Raw genomic sequence first — 17665 nt, forward strand, 5'->3', positions numbered from 1 at the left:
TCCGGTGATGCCGAGTTGCGGTAAATGAACCGTCTCGACCGCCGTGCTTTCCCAGCTGGCCCCACTTGCATTGCCACCGACCATACAACTGGCATAGGCATTCGTCCATTTTACGGCCCGCGCATCCCGAAGGATACGCGGGCCGCTTTGATTGGGCCTCTATTTAGCCTTTTGCAATCGGGAGGGAGTTTTAGATTTTTCTGGTGCTGTCATGTTGCCAACCGCTTTCTTACAAGAAACGGTTTCCCTGGCAGCCCTCCCGCGCCATGAGTCTGTAGATGCAGCACCCGCGTTCCCTACGCCCCTTGCAATCGAGAGCGATGGCTAGCCCCGCGCCGGGGCGCTCCGCCCCTCTTGCGATACCTGCGCCCCGTTGTCGCCCCGCTTGGACAAGCGAGCCAGCGTGCTTCTGGATGCTCCGGTGGCCGCCACTATGCTGGACCAGCTTTGGCCCCCTTTTAGCATCTTCACAATGGCCGCGTTGCGCTCACCGTCTTCCGGCCGGCCGCGATAGCGCCCTTCGCCCTTGGCCTTGGCAATGCCTTGCGCTTGCCGGCGGCGGCGGTCTTCGTAATCCTTCCGTGCGATTGCCGCCAGCATGTCCAGCATCATGCCGTTGAGCGCTTCCAACATTCGCGCCGTGAAATCATCTTCCTTTGCTGTCGCCATGCCGTGCGACGTCGGCAGGTCCAGCGCCACAATCCGCAGGCTCCTTCGCCGAATTTCGTCTTTGAGCCGCTCCCAGTCAGTTGCGTTGAGACGGCTTAGGCGGTCCACCTGCTCAATGAGCAGAATGTCCCCAGGCTGGCAGTCACCGAGCAGACGAAACAATTCCGGCCGCGCGAGAGACGCCCCGCTTTCGTTCTCCATGTAAGTAGCCGCGATCCACAACCCGTGATCCCGCGCGAAGCTTTCAAGCTGGGCTTTGGCGCGGCTAGCGTCCTGCTCTTTGGTGGATGCTCTAAGGTAGGCACGGACAAACACAGTGAACTCCCTTTCGGTTCGTTTTGGATGGTTCTGTTATTATCGGTTCGATTTGAGTTGTCAACAAGCGTCTATCGAACCAGACAAAGAGCGGTTCGCGAAAGGTGTACCCTTCTGAAGGCAGGGATCAATTTTCATCGGGCTCGACCCAATATTTTTCTTTAGGTCGATGTCCACGAGGACAGGCAGCCAGGTTTCAGATCGCTCCGAAAGGAAATAGAGTCACCGACATGAGAAAGAAGAAACCGATCATGCATAGCCAGCCGGCGGGGCGGACCAAGCGACTTTATCGAGCGGACAAGCGCCCTTTCCTGCCGGGCCAACCCATAACGCGCGCCGGTGAATTCGACGCTCTCCAAACTCCAAATGCTCGGCGAGTTACCGCCTTTTTGGATGCGGTACGGCCGGACGGATATAGCAGGCGGCTGGAATACCTGATGCTATTTGATAGCGAGGAGTGTGCTAAAAACTACTACTCCCGAATGGATAGCAGTACACGCAGGCTCTACGAGGTCGAAGTTCAACGCGCTGAGATCGTCCATTGGGGCGACATGCATCTGGTTGACCTAATCGATGCTGCGATTTTGCGCCGGGAAGAGCCTGACCCGGCTTTGGCGAAACGATACTGGAACAGTGAGAGAACGGACCAACCATGCGTGGAGGTCTTGGTGCCGGCTGGAAAAGTTATCCGTGAGATTGCTGTTCCGTCCGCCGATGCGACCAGACGCCTGAAGCAGCAATACCCAGAACTTTATGCAGAAATGAGAGCAAAAGCTGGATTGCCTCCGGAGTAGGTTGAGTTCTCGGGCAGCCCAACCAAATGAGGCGACGACTTGCTCTGCTCAATGATTGTCAGGGCCGTATGCCCACGTTCTAGTCGAGGTGGGTTAGGAGCAGGGGACATCATGAAAGCCAATTCTATTGCGCTCGCACTGTCGTGCGGCTTGTGTCAGCGTGTGCGGCCAGCAGCGCCATCCGAACATCTGCCAGTACGGAGATTGTCCAAACTTCGGCCGCACCAGTCTGCGGCGGCATCGGTGCCGCGCGAGTCGCGCAAAAGCAGGCGGCAATTGACACTCTCAAGGCCGGGTATGATCGTTACATCATCTATGACGCGGCGGCGAGCAACGATGTCCGCGTAACTCAAATGCCGGGCAGTTACCAGACTATGGGCACCGCCTCGGTGTACGGGAACATGGCGACGTTCAACGCCAACACGCAATACATCCCTGGTCCCACTATTGTGTCAGGCGGCCACCATCAATCGCTCGGGGTGAAGATGTTCAGGGAAGGCGAGCCGGGCGCGGCCCAGGCAGTTTCTGCCCGCGACACGCTTGGGCCAGATTGGCAGAAGCTCTTGAAGGAAGGCACGGTCCGCACGTGCACGTGACGACGGCTGTCAGCTTGCCAGAGCCCGCTGAGAGTCCCCAAACACCCCCCCCGCCGGGGCCGATGCAGCGGGGCGCTTTAGTAATCAGCACCCTCAGGCGCTACCCCCCCCCGCTCTGGGGTGCGCCTTCGAGGTATCCAGCTTCAAAAAAAGAATGAGGCTGATCCAGGATTTCACCCGGCTGAGCGTGCGGCTAAACGAGCTCGTCGTACCGGGGAGATCGATCCAGCGGGCCTTGTCGAGATACGCATTTAATCTCGTCGTACACAACGATCATGAGACGTACGAAGTCTCGTTAGTTGGGTCCGCGACCGCCGTCCGCTTCGACGGACGATACATCCTGCTTTGCAGCAATCACCAGCTACGCGGGGTAGACCCCCAACGAGTGGCAATGCTGAAAGATGACGGGGGGCTGCTCGTCACGTCGGGAGGCTTCCGGACCTATCAGCCGCGCCCAGACACCGATGCGAATGACATCGCTGCCTTTGATTTCACGGAGCCCGTCGCAGCACATCCCGATCTGAAGAGGCGCTTCTTTGACCTGACAGAATTGCCACCTGACACACCCGTCACAAATATCATGGCGATGCTTCTGACCGGCTATCCGTCCGCCGGCCAGGCCTACGAGTTGGAAACGAAACGACACCTAGGGCTATCCCGCCTAGATGTCCCCTGCCTACCAGATGGACAGCCAAAGGACGACGCGTTGATCCGGTGCGTTCAACAAGCCCGATTGCCATCGATCCGGACGGCATGAGCGGAGGCTCAGCGTTCGTAATTCAGTTGGCAGGGACGGAACTCCGAGCATACTTCGCGGGGATCGTCGTGCAGGGCGGGCGGGAAATCTTTCACGTGCTAAAGTCGGGCTATGTCGTTGCATTTCTCCGCAGCGTCTTCCCGTAACGAAAGGGTAATCTGCGCGTTTATCGGCCGGCCTTTCAACACCCCCCGCCAGAGGGCTATGACGGGGCGCGCATTAATAATCAGCACCCTCTGGTGCTACACCCCTACCCCGGAGGGGCGCATCTCTGAGGTCGCCTTTCCCAAAAAAGCAAACAGATTGTGTTTTAGAAACAAGCACTTGTTTGTTGTCTAGATTGACAGTTTGGTACCTTCTGGGTTGGCTATTGGACGCCACGAAAGGAACGTCCGCTATTATCCGCCCCTACGCGCACGAAGCGGCCCGAAGCGGAGCCAGAGAAACTCGCCTATAGTGTACCGGGAGCCGCGAAAGCGCTGTCCTTGTCAGTCGATTACGTTTGGAAGCTAGTCGCCATGGGCGAATTGCCGTCCGTTAAAATTGGGAAGCGGCGGCTCATCGAGGCCGACAAGCTTCGGGCCTTCCTTAAAGACCGCTAGCACCTGCAGGAGCTTTCCGGTTTCTTGCTTTCCTCACAAGCCGCTTGCGTTGAATACACGTTTGACTAGAGGCGTAGATTTCGGCGAAAACTGACAGCGCTCGCGGTGCCGCGAAGCGGCCAACGGGAGACGGCAACCTCCCGCCGTGCCGCGAGGCGGCCCCTCCTCGTCGGGTCTCACCGCAAACAACTATGACGCAACATCCAAGATCGACAGGACTTTCGGCACGTCGATTGGTTCCTGTTCGAATGACCGGGCGGCGGCGTAAACCCTGGCGACGGCCGGTAGCGGCTGAGATTGAGTCGGCTGCGGGATCCGATTAGGCTCGCCAAAGGATGCAGTAGACAGAGCTACTTGATGCGCGCGTTTGTGCTGGGGATAGTGAATCCGAAGGCATTCTATCCGTTGACGCTCGTGTCGACCTAAGGATATCTCTGTTTCAGATTGTTCCAGGATGTTCCAATGTTTTCTAACGGAGAACTCTTTTTAGGACTCGACGAAGCGAGAGCGAGGCGCTTCGTTACGGAGCGGGATTTGGTTCGCCTACTCAGTATTCCAAGGACATCGCTTTGGCGTCTCCGCAAGGCGGGTTTGCCCACGATAAAGTTTGGCCGCAGTGTTCGCTACGACGTGCACAAAGTTCAAGAATGGCTCGACGGACGTCCAGGGGATACTGGCGAACTAGCGCACGAACCCAGTGTGCAAATGCAGGACCGTTTGGCCGAGCCGAGTTGGTCGATCGCAGTGGCTCTCGACCCGAAGCATCGACCGCAAGAGCCTTCTCGTCCCGCTTCGACTGCGCGCAGAGAATGGTGGCGCTACCCGCAGGAAGCGCATCTGTTGGATCGAGCAAAAGGTCGCTACAGGCGCCTCCTCGCATCTGAGGTGGCCACACTGCAAGGTTTTCCGGCGGATTGGGGACGTCCTGCAGTCCAGGACGAATTATTGCTGTTAAGAGGGTATGGTGATGCCGTTCCGCCGCCGCTGAGCGAGGCTGTATTTCTCGAGTTGCCGAGTTTGATCGGAACGCGACCGAAGACCGGTCTGGAGATTTGTGCCGGCTTCGGCGGACTCGCGCTTGGCGAGAAAACGGCTCTGGGGCTCAAGCACCTAGCTTTGATTGAAAAGTGGGACGTAGCCTGCGAGGTTTTGAGGGAGTGTGGCGAATTCGACAGGCGCGTCGTCTTGGAAGCCGACGTCCGGGAAATTGATTGGACCGCATACAAAGGACGCGTGGACGTTCTTGCCGGGGGACCTCCATGCCAACCGTGGTCGCATGCCGGCAAGGGGCTCGGTTCGGACGACCATCGCGACGTTCTCGGGGCCACCCCCGAAATCGTAGCCAAAGTCCTTCCCAATGGCTTCGTTTTCGAGAACGTACCCGGGCTTTTGTCGGGCGAGAACGAAAGTTATGCGAAGGATTTGGTCGAGCGACTAAGGGACGCCGGCGGCCCTGCAAACTACGGGGTAGCACTCGCTGTACTTAACGCCGCCGACTATGGTGTACCTCAAACCCGCAGACGTGTCTTTATAGTTGGGGCGAGGGGAAAGACGACAAGTGACGTGCACGACTATTTTGATCGGGTTTTCTCTCGCCGAACCCACGCGAATCCGCGTACCTCGTCGATGCTGGGTCTTTCGCCATGGCAAACCATCGCTCAGGCAATAGAGGATTGGGACCGATCGCAGGCCAAGTGGCACCGCTGGCCGGTACCGGTGGCCCGGGAAGACGAGAGAGACGAAATGAGTGACTTGCCTACTAATCTCGCACCGGGAAAGAGCCTCGTTTACGAGCCGAAAAATCGGCTTCGCGTCGGCCTTGATTGGCCGAGTCGCGGAGCCGCCGTCCGTTGGGACGAAAGCGGTTGGGTGGTTCTCGAAGAAGCGGATTCGGTGACTGGGGCCCGAGCGATTCCACTGCTGCCGACAGGCGGGACAGGGAATTCGGAGTCGGACCCCTGGCTCGTTCTTGGTGACCCGTGCGCCTCGCTCGACGCGCTGCGGCGACAGATCGGTCGGCAAGTGAGGTTGGTCTACGTCGACCTGCCGCGTATCAGCACGAATGCCGGATCGTTCGATGCGACCGATCGCGAAAAGGTACTGGACACTTGGCTCTCTGTCGCGCGCGCACTATTGCGTCGTGCGCTCGGCCTGCTTGAAGATCGCGGTGCTATCGCGGTGCTATGCGGTATCCACGAGACTGCATTCGCGCAGCTTTTGCTGGACGAACTCGCAGGTTCTCAGAACCACGTCGGCACGGTCGCATGGCAGAAGGGCTATAGCCCGCGCAACATGCCCAACATGCGCGAGATTTCTCCGATCCATGACAATATCCTGATCTATGCCCGTCGAATGGACAGCCTTCCGCCAGTTTCTCTCCGGCTGTTGGCAAAAGGATTCGCGAATCGAGACGGTGATCCGCGCGGGCCGTGGAAGGCGGAACAAAAAGGCGCCAACAAACCCGACTGCGACTACGAGGTGCATGTATGTCCCTATAGATGGGAGGTAACGTCCGGCACGCTTCCTCCGGGATTGTGGCGGATCAATCCTAAAACCGGGGTTGTCTGGGGCCAACCTGAGGCAGCAGGTTGTTGGAACTTCAGCGTTCGACTGACCGATAGCGCTGAGAAGTCGGTTGAAAAAACGCTTGAGATCGAGATACGGGACAATGGGATTGCGCCCCCGCTTGCAGAAATTCCGTGGCTCAAGGCCGTGCGTGGCGACGCGGGCAACTTCATTGGTGGACCTGATTCGGACGGGCCCCTCCGGATCGAGACCTCTGCCCTCCCGATCGGCAAAGTCGGCGCAGTGTACTCGGCTTGCATCTCAGGCGCTGGCGGTGCGCCATGGATCGGAACGACGAGGCCGGGCAAGACAGCCGTCGGCGGAAAGGGGCGCTACTGGGAGTTTCCTTTCTCGACGCTTATGTCGAGGGCCGCTGAGGACGCTGTGGATTTCAAGAGCAAACACGATGCCATTCCCGCGCTCAAAATCTACGAAGACGGGGACGAAAGCCGCCTGAATCAAACAAGCATCTGGTTCGGAAGAGCTCGAAAGGGCGGAGAAGAGGGCGATCCTACCGAAGTCGACTACTCTCAGGACGCAAAGAAGGAACAAGGCGCCTTGCGCGCCGCCGGTATCGTCTCCGAGATAGTCGCCACGGCAAAGCCGGCCAAATTGATGGCCCGTCTATTGGCTCTTTTCTCCGAGGGCACGTCGACGGTAGTCGATATCGGTTCCCCAGCTGCCGAAATGGCCGCAGTAGCGACGGCGGCAGGGCGACGAGCAGTCTTCGTCGCAATGCCACCCGACGACAGACTCGCCGAGGCAGTTTGGCTACCGCGACTTGCTCTCGCGGCCAAAGGCGCACATCCGTTGCCTGACTCATTGTCGTTCTCGGTCACGCAATCCGACGTGCCGAGCACGGGGTACATTGTCGACGGGAATCCTCGACCGCCAGATAATGGCGGTTCAGTTTTCGTCCTGAGGCCCGGTCAGACTTTTGCCGAAGTCGATCCACAGCTGTCGACGGTGTCAATCGACTACGAGAGATATCCGGTCGGATCTCCCGAGTTTCTCTCGGCCTTGGCTTCGGTGGAAGGTCTGGTCCCTGTCGCGCCGAAAGGACGCGTCTTCGGGAAGTCTTGGGACAGTCGTGTTGTCGCAGTGTATTTTTCCTCCAACGAGTGGCTCGATCGCCCGGACGTCGAAGAAGTCGGCCGCGAGTTTGCGTCACACGTCGATGCGGGCGGAAGAGTGCGTATCTATTTCCACCGCGGCCCCGCCGATCCCGATCATGTTTCGGATCCGCGCCTAGAGGTTCGCCGTATCCCGTTCTCGCTGGTGCTGTCCGCGGGCGCCGCATGAATAGGGATCGGCTTCTGCGTGAAGCGTGTGAACTCGTGGTGCGAACGATGAACCTTCGGCCACCTCAGGCCGAGGCGCTTCGAGCGTTGCGGGACGCTCTCCTGTATCTTCCTACGCGGCTCTGCGATTGCACACTGGAGCAGCGAAGAGAATTTCTCGCCGTCCGGGAAGGTTGGAGACACGCCTTCCATCCGGTGTTCACGTTCGCACTCGCGACAGGAGTCGGCAAGACGAGGCTTGCAGGAGGAATAATCGCATTCCTGTGGCTGACCGGCGAGGCGAAAACGTTTTTGGTCCTGGCTCCTCGGCGCGCCGTTCTGCGTCGTTTCGAGAGCGCCTTCGACGTTCGCTTCCGAGAGTATCTGTTTGTCGATCCCAATCTCGTTCCGGAACCGAGCATCGTCCGGGCTGACGAGATTGACGGGCCGCGGGGGTTCGAATTCGAGGGCGACCTCCTGGCCCAGGGGCCCAAGATTTTCCTACTCTCGCCGCAACTTATCGCGAGCAGCGACCGGTTCACGCGTCCGGTGGCGTTCGCCGGTCAGTCGCCGGCCCAGGCCATTTCGGCCAGGAAGGACCTCGTCGTTATAGTGGACGAGGCCCACCATGTCGGCCGCCAGGCGAGAAGCGAAACGACGGCTTGGGCCGCCGCTATCCGTGGACTGTCGCCTGCCATTCAACTCGGACTGACTGCTACCCCGCGGGGCGAGGAAGGCGAGCACATTCTGTACGACTATCCTCTGCGGCGAGCCCTAAGGGATGGACTGTATACCAAGGACGTTCACATTTGTGTTCGCACGTTCGACGCCACCGGTCTCGGAGACGAAGACGTTGATCGGGCCGCGATCGACTACTCGTTGGACCGACTGGAGCGAAAACGGCAGGCCGCGGCTGATGCGCTTAGCGACGGTTTTCCTCAGGTCAAACCGGTGTGCGTTTTTTTCGCTCGCGACATCGCGCATGCAGAGGAGGTCACAACCTGGCTGATAGACACGGGGCGAGTGACCGAAAACGAGGTTCTTCTGACGCATTCCGCGATGACAAAGTCCGAAGAGGAACTTGAGCGGCTCCTCAGCATTGAGAGCGTCGGCAATCCCGTCCGAGTGGTGGTGAACGTGGCTGAGCTAAGCGAAGGCTGGGATGTCACGAACGTCTACGTGGTCACACCGCTTCGAGCGATGGCCACCTTCCAGGGTGCGCTGCAAGCTATGGGACGTGGTCTCCGGTTGCCTGCGGGAAGGCGGATCGGAAGACCCGTCCTGGATGAGTTGGACGTTGTCTGTTTCGGACGAGAAAAGCTTGAGCGGATTGTGGCGGAGGCAACCGAATGGACGCGGACGGCGACCGCCGACGCCGGGGGAGTGAAGATCACCACGTCGGACGAAGCCGATCCGGAGTTGGTGCCGGTTCCTGTCAAAGCCATTGGCAGCCCTTCGTTGCGCTGCGCCGACCTGCGGATACTGCCCCGAGAGCTTGATTTGAGGCTTTCTCCAGAGGCGCTGCGCCATGTCTCGGAAGCGATCGTGACTGAGGTGGATTTGATGGCGGCTCAAACCAGGCTCGGATTTGGTCGCGTTCGAGTCGAGCGGATCCGATTTGCCCGCGCGGCTGCCTTGCGATGCATTCGCGCGCTACCAGCATTTCTTTCGGACGAGAAGCACACAGGTCGAGTCCAGGCCATAGTGCTGGAGTGGTTGTCTACGATTCGACCGGGAGACGGTCCGGTCGATTTCGATCCGTCTGAGGTGGGGGAGCAAGTCGCCGCCGCGCTTCGTCGAAACGCGAAATTGACGGCGCCCGAATATGGGGAGAGCCGGGCCGAAAAGGTCTTTACATTCTCCGACTATGTAGGGTCCTTCGAGGTCATGATGGGTTCCGGTTCGCAGCCTCCGTCGATATCTGTTTCCGACCTGCCGATTTTCGCTCCTGGAAGTTTCCGGAGGCGCCTGCTCTATAGGGGTTGGGGAAGAGGCGGTCACGAGGCATACGCCTTTGATTCCGAGCCGGAGGCTCTCGCAGCGTTGCTCCTGGATCGTGCGGAGGATGTCGTGTGGTGGGTGAGGAACGACCCGTTCAGGATGGAAATCGAAACGCCGGCGGGTAGGTACAGGCCTGACTTCGTGGTGCTGAACAGAGTCGGCGAGCACGAATCTTATCTGCTGCTGGAACCGAAGGCGGACTTCAGATGGTCGGATCCCCTTAGCGAAGATCGCCTCAAAAATGCGGCGGCCAAGGAATGGGCCGGTCGGCAGCGCTCGCTCGGGTACAGGATAGATATCGGTTTGGCGTTAGAAAGCGACATAAGGAAAAGCGGCAGCTGGGCCGAACTTCAGGCGCGATTGAGGTAGGCCATTTCGGAAAGAAAGCGACGAACGCGAAGCTCGACTTCGGATTTTCGTTTCGTCTGGCATTCCCACACGATAGCGACCGACCAGCCCACTCGACGCAAGGCTCGTATGCTCCGTGCATCGCGTGCGCGATTTGAGCGGACCTTCGCAGCCCAAAACTGGGTGCGTGTCTTCGCAAGCCGGCCCGCCGGACACGTGTGACCATGCCAATAGCAACCGTGCACGAAGATGACTTTCCTCTTCGCCGGCAACACGATGTCGGGCGTTCCGGGCAAGTCTCTGCGATGTAAGCGGAATCGATAACCCATGGAGTGTAGGATACGACGAACGACAAGTTCGGGTTCGGTATTCTTCTGGCGAACGCGCGCCATGAGCGCGCTGCGCGCTTCCGGCAAAAGCTGGTCAATCATACCCCGTTGTATCGAAATTTCTGACATCTGCAATCGATGCCTATGCTCGCGCGGAGTGTGGCTTCGCAGCGGCGCGCTATCCGGGGTCGCCGTCGACCGCAGCTACTGTAGGCGAGATAAAAACCAATTCGCGACTCTACTCAGCCGCGTCGTCTCGTCAGCGAGCGGTGAGGAAGAGGCAACACCCTCTGGGGCGATCGCTGAATGATTCCTTACCATCGACCCCGCGTAGGGTTGCGGTGCCATTGCATTCAACGTCTCACGCATAGCCATTGCAAAGCCTTCAAAGACCTCAATGTCGTTGGCGATCTGTTCCGGACTGCTGGATTGCCGAGGGTTTAGAGCATGCGCGATCTCGTTGCGCCGCTCGAAGAAGTTCTCCAAGGCTGACATAAATTTGCCGTGCGCCCTTCCGGGTTCCGTCTCGCCGAAGACGCTCAGAAACGGTTGCTTGTCGGAGCACAGGGTGCAGATGTCTTTCATGCCGGACACCTTGAAGAGGCCGTTGATCTGTACCGGGCGCATGTTGTTCTCATTGTGGATTAGGTCTCGGTAGATGTCCTTGGAGAGGTCACCCTTGCAGAACTCATAGATCAACGCGAAGCGCGCCTGCGCGACGCCGAAGAAGTCGGTGCCCGATTTGTTATGGCCGTCGAATTTGATTTTGCTGAGGCCGTCCATCGTGCGCTTCCAGGCTGTGCTGGCCAAATTTGGGGGAAGTTTCTCGAACGATTCCGAACCGAGAACGACCGCTCGCGCGTACTCACGGGCCATCTCGCGGACGAACTCCTCAAAGGTAGCGGCCACCAAAAGCGTCGCGGAATTCGCCGCGGCTATCCGAGTCTTGGGTGGTTGTTTCGCATCGGAGAACGCGGCGATCAAACTCCGTATCGCATTTAGGTCCTCAGCAAAGTCCTCAGCGATAGCCTCAAAGACGGTGGCCACGACGGTCACTCCGGTCGGAAAATCGATCGCACAAGGTCGATGCGTTCCCTAACAGCGTTGGCTGTGTTGCCCTGACCGGTTAAGATGGCAAGTCGATCGGGATCTGCTCCGGTTGCCTCCATACGATGCCGTACATTTGCCGCATCTGCTAGAATCTCCGTACGCACGGCCCACAGTCGATTGATGGCCACCATCGAGGCGTCGTAGATCGCTGCGGACACCCGCTCTCGCCCTTTTTCATCAGGCGGAAGCATAAAAGGCTTCCCTTCAAACAGAGCGTACAGGAAAGAGAAGCGCTCGATGTATTCTTGCTTGAGGGAATTTGCCTGATCGTCAGTGACCTGAATCTCCATAGCGCGATCTAGCATAGATTTAATTGAGCCGCGGATGTTTGCGTCGTCCCTCAAGGCGAAATACCGTAACACAAGCTGGCAATCAGCCATACTTGAATAGAGGATATTCTTCTGGCGCTTTGGGTTTTCATAGTAATCGTTGGGGTCAGTCTCGATATAGGGAGGGATGTCGAAGACACGCGTGAAAAGATCATTCTGCGTTAGTTCGATAATTATACGATTTAACGGGCCTGGATTGAGGGCATTTCGAATTTCCTGTGGGTTCAGCTTCGTCCCGCCAGTGTTCAGACGGTCGAAGATGAAGCGACGGATGTCGGTCATAGTGAGCCGATTTTGGGTCGTCTCGGCATCGCTTTCTAGCAAGAGCACGATTGCCGAAAGGCTGGCCCGGTCCAATGCCCTCTTAATACGTGGGGGGCACCTTGAGTAGCGAATGCCGTTGAGGGGCCTGAGCACTGTCAGCGAGGTAAGCGAGAAATCGCCGGCGAGGAACTCCCTTACGGCATTTAGTCGCTGTTGTCCGTCCATGACTTCGTACCGTGCAGCGTCGCTTTCGTACAGGAATACCGGCGGAATAGGTATGTTCAGTAGCAGCGATTCGATGAGTTTCGACTTCTGCGCCGCCGACCAGCGAAGTCTCCGCTGATACTCCGGACGCAGGTTTAGAACCTCCCCCTTCTCGATCAAATCGCGGATTTGGGGCAGGAAGAAATTATTCGTCTGGAAGACGATCCGGAATGCGTTCTTTGCAAAGAATTCGTCGGGATCCACCGGGTGTGGATCCGGTATGTCGACCTCAGGCACCTCTTCCGACTGGCCGAGTATGACTTCGATATCCATAAATCGTTCGTCCCCCCTTGCAGCACGAGGCCACTCCATAGAGGTGGGCCGATTGGTCGGCAAGCAAGATAGCTTCAATCGTGAATTTCAGCACCGGGTAGTGAAGGATAACCGCAACGTCCACTGCGCCAGCTTCGCGCCTTCGCCCGAGTGCCCAAATTGCGAAATGATAACCCCGTCATCGCCTTTTGGCTGCTTATCCGGATGCGAGTTAGCAGGCCAGCCCGGATCGCAAAATGGCTCACCGGCGCCTTCTTGCGGGCTTATGGCTGAGTTTATGGCAGTCTAAGAAAAATCGAAAAAACTCAATGAAATCAGATGACATTGGCGGAGAGGGAGGGATTCGAACCCCCGATGGGCTTGCACCCATGCCGCATTTCGAGTGCGGTGCATTCGACCACTCTGCCACCTCTCCGCGGTCATGGTCGGCCGTTGCCGGCGCGGCGCACTAGATAACGGCTGATCGGGCAGGTTACAAGGCCAAATCCACCAGTTATTTGGCTTGCCGGAGAGGCAGCGGATTCATGGCAGGTCCATGCCGGGGTCCACGGCCGTCCACGCCTCGCCGCCAAGCGACGGTGACGCCGGCAGTCATGTTGACGCGATCAGTGGTTGCCCGCCTCTCGGCAACGGCTGTTGCCTTGACTCCACCTCAACCTTCGGTTAGGGACAGCGCGCAATCGGCGTGGAGGGTTCTTCCGCGCCGCTTGTTTTTTGAACCCGCAGACTGACAAAAAGACGGCCGAACCGCCTCAGGCGGTTCATCGAGGCCGACCGAACAGCGAAAGGCAAAAAATGTTCGCAGTCATTAAAACGGGCGGTAAGCAGTATCGCGTTGCCGCCAACGATCTCCTGAAGATCGAAAAAGTCGAAGCCAATGTCGGCGATATCGTCGAGATCGGCCACGTGCTCGCGCATGGCGAGGGCGAGAATGTCACGTTCGGGGCGCCGTTCGTCGATGGCGCTCTGGTCACCGCCGAAGTAGTCGAGCAGGGCAAGAACCGCACGGTCATCGCTTTCAAGAAGCGCCGCCGCCAGAATTCGCGCCGCAAGATCGGCCATCGCCAGCTTCTGACCACCGTGCGGATCGCCGAGATCCTGCTGGGTGGCGCGAAGCCTGCCAAGAAGGCCGCCGTGAAGGCGGAAGCCAAGGCTGAGGTTGCCGCCGAGGCGAAGGCCGAGGCCGCGCCGAAGGAAGCCAAGGCCAAGAAGGAAGCTGCCCCCAAGGCAGAAGTGACGGCCGAGACGGCCGCCGCGCCGCTGTTCAAGGCGCCGAAGGGCGAGCCGGACGACCTGACCGTGATCAAGGGCATCGGCCCGGTCGCCGCCAAGGATCTTAACGAGCAGGGCATCATCACCTTCGCGCAGCTCGCCAAGCTGACCGACAAGGATGTCGCCAAGATCGACGAACACATGCCGTTCAGCGCCGACCAGATCAAGGACTGGCGTGAACAGGCCAAGGAACTGGCGAAGAAGTAATTTTTCCGGCGAAACATCAGCCGGATCGGACTTGAAACGGAACGCGAACGCGTTCATAAGGCCTTTTAGGCGCCTTGCGGCGCAACGGAGTTAGTTAGATGGCACACAAGAAAGCTGGCGGCTCGTCGCGCAACGGTCGCGACTCGCATTCCAAGCGTCTGGGCGTGAAGAAGTTCGGCGGCGAAGCCGTCATCCCGGGCAACATCATCATTCGTCAACGCGGCACGACCTGGCATCCCGGCGTCAATGTCGGCATGGGCACGGACCATACCCTTTTTGCGCTCGAATCCGGCGCCGTGACGTTCAACAAAAAAGCCAACGGCCGAACCTACGTATCGGTCAACCCGATTACCAAAGCCGCGGAGTAGCCGGTTCCGCACTAGAACACCGGCGCCCATCTCGGGACCGGTGTCTGGCAACGCCAGGAAAAGGATCAGGGGAGATGGGTTTCCATCTCCCTTTTTTCTTGCCTGGAGGACTTTGAAATGGTTGCCGAAGCGGAAGACTCAGAAGACGAAAGTTACGCGATAGACTGCCCGGTGCTGGTCACCGAGCGGCTGGTGATGCGGGCGCCGCGCGAGAGCGACATCGCGCAACTGGTCGAGCTTGCCGACAACCGTCATGTCGCCGAAATGCTGGCGCGCATGCCGCACCCCTATGGCGAGGCCGAGGCGCGGGCCTTTCTCGCCATGACACGGTCGCGCCGCGCTGGTATCGCCTATGCACTGACGCTGGCCGGCACCGACACTTTCGTCGGCTGCGCGGGGCTCAACACCACCGATCGCGGGCTGGAACTCGGCTACTGGATCGGCGAACCCTACTGGAAGCGCGGCTATGCGACGGAGGCCGCCCACGCGCTGGTCGACCTCGCCTTCCAGAAGACGTCGGTCCAGGTGCTGCATGCCTCGACGCGGGTCATCAATCCGGCCTCGCGCCGGGTGATCCACAAGTGCGGCTTCCAGTATGCCGGCCAGGGCATGCTGAACTCGATCGTCGCCGGCCAGGTGCCGGTCGAGCGCTACAGGCTGGATCGCAAGACGTGGATCAGCCTGCGCAACTGGGTCCACTTTTGATGGATGGCGCCGGTCAAGCCAATGGTCGATGACAGCAACGATATTGAAACGATCGCGATCGCGCCGATAACGCCTGGTCACATCGAAAGCTTTCATCGCGCGCTTGATCTCGTTGCGCGTGAGCGGAAGTACCTGTCCTTCCTCGAGGCGCCACCGCTGGATCAAACCCGGCGATTCGTATTGGACCGTATCGCGGCGGGCGATCCAGGTTTCGTCGCCATTGTTCGCGGCGGGGTTGTCGGTTGGTGCGATATCTCACGCCATGACCGGCTCATCCACGCCCATCGCGGCTCCCTCGGAATGGGAATTGTTGCCTCCCACCGCGGGCGTGGCCTCGGACTGCGGCTTATCAATGAGACCTTGGCGCAGGCACGCAAGGCCGGCTTTGTCCGCGTCGAGCTGTCCGTGCATGCCGACAATGCCCGCGCCATCGCTCTTTACGACAAGGTCGGGTTTGTCAGGGAGGGTGTGCAGCGCGACGCTATCCGTATCGACGGGCAATACGGCGATACGATCATGATGGCGATCGTCGAACGCGAAAACGCAGCCGGATGAACAGCCGTCAGCCCAGTTCGGCCCACACCGGCAGATGGTCCGAACCGGTTGCCTTGTGGTCGACCCACAGGCGCTGCAACGACCGGGCAAGCGAGGCGCTGGTGAAGACGTAGTCGATACGCTTGTGGCGGCTGGTGTTTGCCGGGTCCTTGGGGTCGACCCAACTGACGAGATCGTCGCCAGTGACGTTCAGGCGCACGGCGGCATCGACGGCGAAATCGGCGGTCAGCGGCATGCCGAATTGGTGGTCCGGCCGGCCGGCCAGTTCGACATATTCGGGCGAGCCGGCCAGCATGTTGAAATCGCCCATGGCCACAAACGCCTCGGGGTGCGGCAATTCCGGCAGGCCGATCTCGGCGACGCCGGACAGCGCGCCGCCTTCGAGCGCATAGTTCAACAGGCGGCGGCGCAGGAACTGGATCTGGCTGGCGCGTTCGACCGGGCTGCGGTGATCGAGATGGATGGAATAGAAGCGGATGAAGCCAAGCGACGTCTCGATCAGTGCTTCCAGCGCGCCGCGCTGGAAGTTCATCATCTCGAAGCTGCGGCTGCGCGGCAAAAGCAGGTTGCGCGACAGATGAATGGGCGACTTCGACAGCATCATGTTGCCGAGCTGGAAGGTGGTGGTGATGGCGCGGCCGTTCTCGATGCGCGAGCCGATATTGGCCTCGAAATTGCTGCCATAGACGGCGAAATAATCGGGCAGCGCTTCGCCGATCTCGGCGACCATGTCGCGTCCACCGTTCCTCGGATTGTTGCGGGTGACCTCCTGCAGCGCGATCACATCGGCGCCGCGCACCGCGTCGGCAATGCGGGCGACATCGTATTGCCCATCAAGCCCAATGCCGTATTGGATGTTATAGGTTACAAGCTTCATAGCAAGATTTCTCCGGCCGACCCCAAGCGGCCATTGTCACAAAACGGCCTCGCCCTTGGCCGCGCCTTGGTTTAGAGCAAGGCCCAAGGTTTAGAGCAATGCCGCAAGGCCAATAAAAGAAACTGCAGTCCCATGAAATTTCTCGATCAAGCCAAGGTCTATGTCCGCTCGGGTGACGGAGGCGCCGGTTCGGTGTCGTTCCGGCGCGAGAAGTTTATCGAGTTCGGTGGGCCGGATGGCGGCGACGGCGGGCGTGGCGGCGATGTCTGGCTGGAAGCGGTGGATGGGTTGAACACGCTGATCGATTATCGCTACCAGCAGCATTTCAAGGCCAAGACCGGCGTCCATGGCATGGGCCGCAACATGACCGGCGCCAAGGGCGCCGACGTCACGCTGAAAGTGCCGGCCGGAACCCAGGTGTTCGAGGAAGACAATGAGACGCTGATCTGCGACCTCACCGTGGTCGGCCAGCGCTTCCTGCTCGCCAAGGGCGGCAATGGCGGCTTCGGCAACCAGCATTTCAAGACCTCGACCAACCAGGCGCCGCGCCGCGCCAATCCCGGCCTTCCCGGCGAGGAGCTCAACATCTGGCTGCGGCTGAAGCTGATCGCCGATGCCGGGCTGGTCGGGCTGCCCAATGCCGGCAAGTCGACATTTCTCGCCGCTGTCACCGCCGCCAAGCCGAAGATAGCCGACTATCCGTTCACGACACTGCATCCCGGCCTCGGCGTTGCCCGCATCGATGCGCGCGAATTCGTCATCGCCGATATTCCGGGCCTTATCGAAGGCGCGCATGAGGGCGTCGGCATCGGCGACCGCTTCCTCGGCCACGTCGAGCGCACACGCGTGCTGCTGCACCTGGTCTCGGCGCAGGAGGAAAATCCGGGCAAGGCCTACAAAACCGTGCGCGCCGAGCTCGATGCCTATGGCAATGGGTTGGTCGAGAAGGTCGAGATACTGGCACTTTCGCAGGTCGATACGCTCGATGCCGATGAACGCAAGAAGAAGGTCGCCTCGCTGAAGCGGGGGGGCGCGGGGGCGCCGCGGGGGGGGGGGGCGGGCGGCGGCGGGCGGGGGTCACCGGCGAAGGGGTCGAGGCCGTGCTGCGGGCACTGATGACGGTGATTGCCGAGGCGCGCGCGGAGGCCGCGCCCGTGGTCGAGACGCGCTGGGAAAAGTAAGGCC

General features: G+C 59.6%; 14 protein-coding genes, 1 tRNA gene and 2 pseudogenes. 11 read left to right on the top strand and 6 right to left on the bottom strand.

Annotation, left to right across the window (positions count from 1 at the left end):
* Positions 1–324 precede the first annotated feature (324 nt).
* Positions 325–984 carry a recombinase family protein gene (locus tag AC04SF_RS20065; RefSeq protein ID WP_488479236.1) on the bottom strand — a complete coding sequence of 220 codons (660 nt, stop codon included), beginning with the start codon at positions 982–984 and terminating at the stop codon, positions 325–327.
* A gap of 230 nt (positions 985–1214) precedes the next feature.
* Between AC04SF_RS20065 and AC04SF_RS20070 the strand changes: the two genes are divergently transcribed.
* The 6 genes and pseudogenes from AC04SF_RS20070 (at position 1215) to AC04SF_RS20095 (ending at position 9948) form a co-directional block, all read left to right on the top strand.
* Complete coding sequence (locus AC04SF_RS20070) at positions 1215–1778, top strand: hypothetical protein (RefSeq protein WP_488479237.1); 564 nt, start codon at positions 1215–1217, stop codon at positions 1776–1778.
* 143 nt (positions 1779–1921) lie between these two features.
* Positions 1922–2374 carry a hypothetical protein gene (locus AC04SF_RS20075; RefSeq protein WP_488479238.1) on the top strand — a complete coding sequence of 151 codons (453 nt, stop codon included), beginning with the start codon at positions 1922–1924 and terminating at the stop codon, positions 2372–2374.
* Positions 2375–2765: 391 nt separating this feature from the next.
* A complete protein-coding gene (locus AC04SF_RS20080; RefSeq protein ID WP_488479239.1) occupies positions 2766–3131 on the top strand; it encodes a hypothetical protein in 366 nt (121 codons plus the stop codon).
* Between the two features lie 464 nt (positions 3132–3595).
* Positions 3596–3733: pseudogene (locus AC04SF_RS20085) on the top strand (excisionase family DNA-binding protein); the annotation flags it as partial.
* 444 nt (positions 3734–4177) lie between these two features.
* The gene (gene dcm / locus AC04SF_RS20090; protein WP_488479240.1) at positions 4178–7600 is read left to right on the top strand and encodes a DNA (cytosine-5-)-methyltransferase; all 3423 of its coding nucleotides are present in this window, start codon (positions 4178–4180) and stop codon (positions 7598–7600) included.
* Positions 7601–7647: 47 nt separating this feature from the next.
* Positions 7648–9948: a DEAD/DEAH box helicase family protein gene (locus tag AC04SF_RS20095; RefSeq protein ID WP_488479241.1), complete on the top strand. Its 2301-nt coding sequence runs from the start codon at positions 7648–7650 to the stop codon at positions 9946–9948.
* On the opposite strand, the gene AC04SF_RS20100 is transcribed toward AC04SF_RS20095, so the two are convergent.
* From AC04SF_RS20100 to AC04SF_RS20115, 4 genes are all read right to left on the bottom strand, one after another.
* On the bottom strand, positions 9930–10385 hold the full coding sequence (locus AC04SF_RS20100) for a very short patch repair endonuclease (RefSeq protein WP_488479242.1): 456 nt from the start codon (positions 10383–10385) through the stop codon (positions 9930–9932). The two genes, AC04SF_RS20095 and AC04SF_RS20100, sit on opposite strands and share 19 nt — an antisense overlap.
* A 75-nt stretch (positions 10386–10460) precedes the next feature.
* Entirely contained in the window at positions 10461–11303 is an 843-nt protein-coding gene (locus tag AC04SF_RS20105) for a HEPN domain-containing protein (protein ID WP_488479243.1), read from the bottom strand.
* Between the two features lie 5 nt (positions 11304–11308).
* Entirely contained in the window at positions 11309–12496 is a 1188-nt protein-coding gene (locus AC04SF_RS20110) for a DUF262 domain-containing protein (RefSeq protein ID WP_488479244.1), read from the bottom strand.
* Positions 12497–12821: 325 nt separating this feature from the next.
* A tRNA-Ser gene (locus tag AC04SF_RS20115) sits at positions 12822–12911 on the bottom strand.
* Between the two features lie 380 nt (positions 12912–13291).
* Here AC04SF_RS20115 and AC04SF_RS20120 point away from each other — a divergent pair.
* The 4 genes from AC04SF_RS20120 to AC04SF_RS20135 all read left to right on the top strand — a co-directional run bounded on the left by AC04SF_RS20120 (position 13292) and on the right by AC04SF_RS20135 (position 15603).
* Complete coding sequence (locus AC04SF_RS20120; protein ID WP_096451350.1) at positions 13292–13975, top strand: 50S ribosomal protein L21; 684 nt, start codon at positions 13292–13294, stop codon at positions 13973–13975.
* A 98-nt stretch (positions 13976–14073) separates the two neighbouring features.
* A complete protein-coding gene (rpmA, locus tag AC04SF_RS20125) occupies positions 14074–14343 on the top strand; it encodes a 50S ribosomal protein L27 (protein WP_010912120.1) in 270 nt (89 codons plus the stop codon).
* A 117-nt stretch (positions 14344–14460) separates the two neighbouring features.
* A complete protein-coding gene (locus AC04SF_RS20130) occupies positions 14461–15048 on the top strand; it encodes a GNAT family N-acetyltransferase (RefSeq protein WP_019861830.1) in 588 nt (195 codons plus the stop codon).
* A 21-nt stretch (positions 15049–15069) separates the two neighbouring features.
* Positions 15070–15603: a GNAT family N-acetyltransferase gene (locus tag AC04SF_RS20135; RefSeq protein WP_096458103.1), complete on the top strand. Its 534-nt coding sequence runs from the start codon at positions 15070–15072 to the stop codon at positions 15601–15603.
* 7 nt (positions 15604–15610) lie between these two features.
* On the opposite strand, the gene AC04SF_RS20140 is transcribed toward AC04SF_RS20135, so the two are convergent.
* Complete coding sequence (locus AC04SF_RS20140) at positions 15611–16480, bottom strand: endonuclease/exonuclease/phosphatase family protein (protein WP_488479245.1); 870 nt, start codon at positions 16478–16480, stop codon at positions 15611–15613.
* A 132-nt stretch (positions 16481–16612) separates the two neighbouring features.
* On the opposite strand from AC04SF_RS20140, the pseudogene obgE reads away from it, so the two are divergent.
* Positions 16613–17661: pseudogene (obgE, locus tag AC04SF_RS20145) on the top strand (GTPase ObgE).
* Positions 17662–17665 lie beyond the last annotated feature (4 nt).

Source organism: Mesorhizobium sp. CNPSo 4671, assembly GCF_057784245.1.

Coding starts and splice junctions, on each gene's coding strand:
- AC04SF_RS20070 (WP_488479237.1), top strand. CDS start 1,215: ATGAGAAAGAAGAAACCGATCATGCATAGCCAGCCGGCGGGGCGGACC.
- AC04SF_RS20080 (WP_488479239.1), top strand. CDS start 2,766: ATGCTGAAAGATGACGGGGGGCTGCTCGTCACGTCGGGAGGCTTCCGG.
- AC04SF_RS20095 (WP_488479241.1), top strand. CDS start 7,648: ATGAACCTTCGGCCACCTCAGGCCGAGGCGCTTCGAGCGTTGCGGGAC.
- AC04SF_RS20100 (WP_488479242.1), bottom strand. CDS start 10,385: ATGTCAGAAATTTCGATACAACGGGGTATGATTGACCAGCTTTTGCCG.
- AC04SF_RS20110 (WP_488479244.1), bottom strand. CDS start 12,496: ATGGATATCGAAGTCATACTCGGCCAGTCGGAAGAGGTGCCTGAGGTC.
- AC04SF_RS20120 (WP_096451350.1), top strand. CDS start 13,292: ATGTTCGCAGTCATTAAAACGGGCGGTAAGCAGTATCGCGTTGCCGCC.
- rpmA (WP_010912120.1), top strand. CDS start 14,074: ATGGCACACAAGAAAGCTGGCGGCTCGTCGCGCAACGGTCGCGACTCG.
- AC04SF_RS20130 (WP_019861830.1), top strand. CDS start 14,461: ATGGTTGCCGAAGCGGAAGACTCAGAAGACGAAAGTTACGCGATAGAC.
- AC04SF_RS20135 (WP_096458103.1), top strand. CDS start 15,070: ATGGTCGATGACAGCAACGATATTGAAACGATCGCGATCGCGCCGATA.
- AC04SF_RS20140 (WP_488479245.1), bottom strand. CDS start 16,480: ATGAAGCTTGTAACCTATAACATCCAATACGGCATTGGGCTTGATGGG.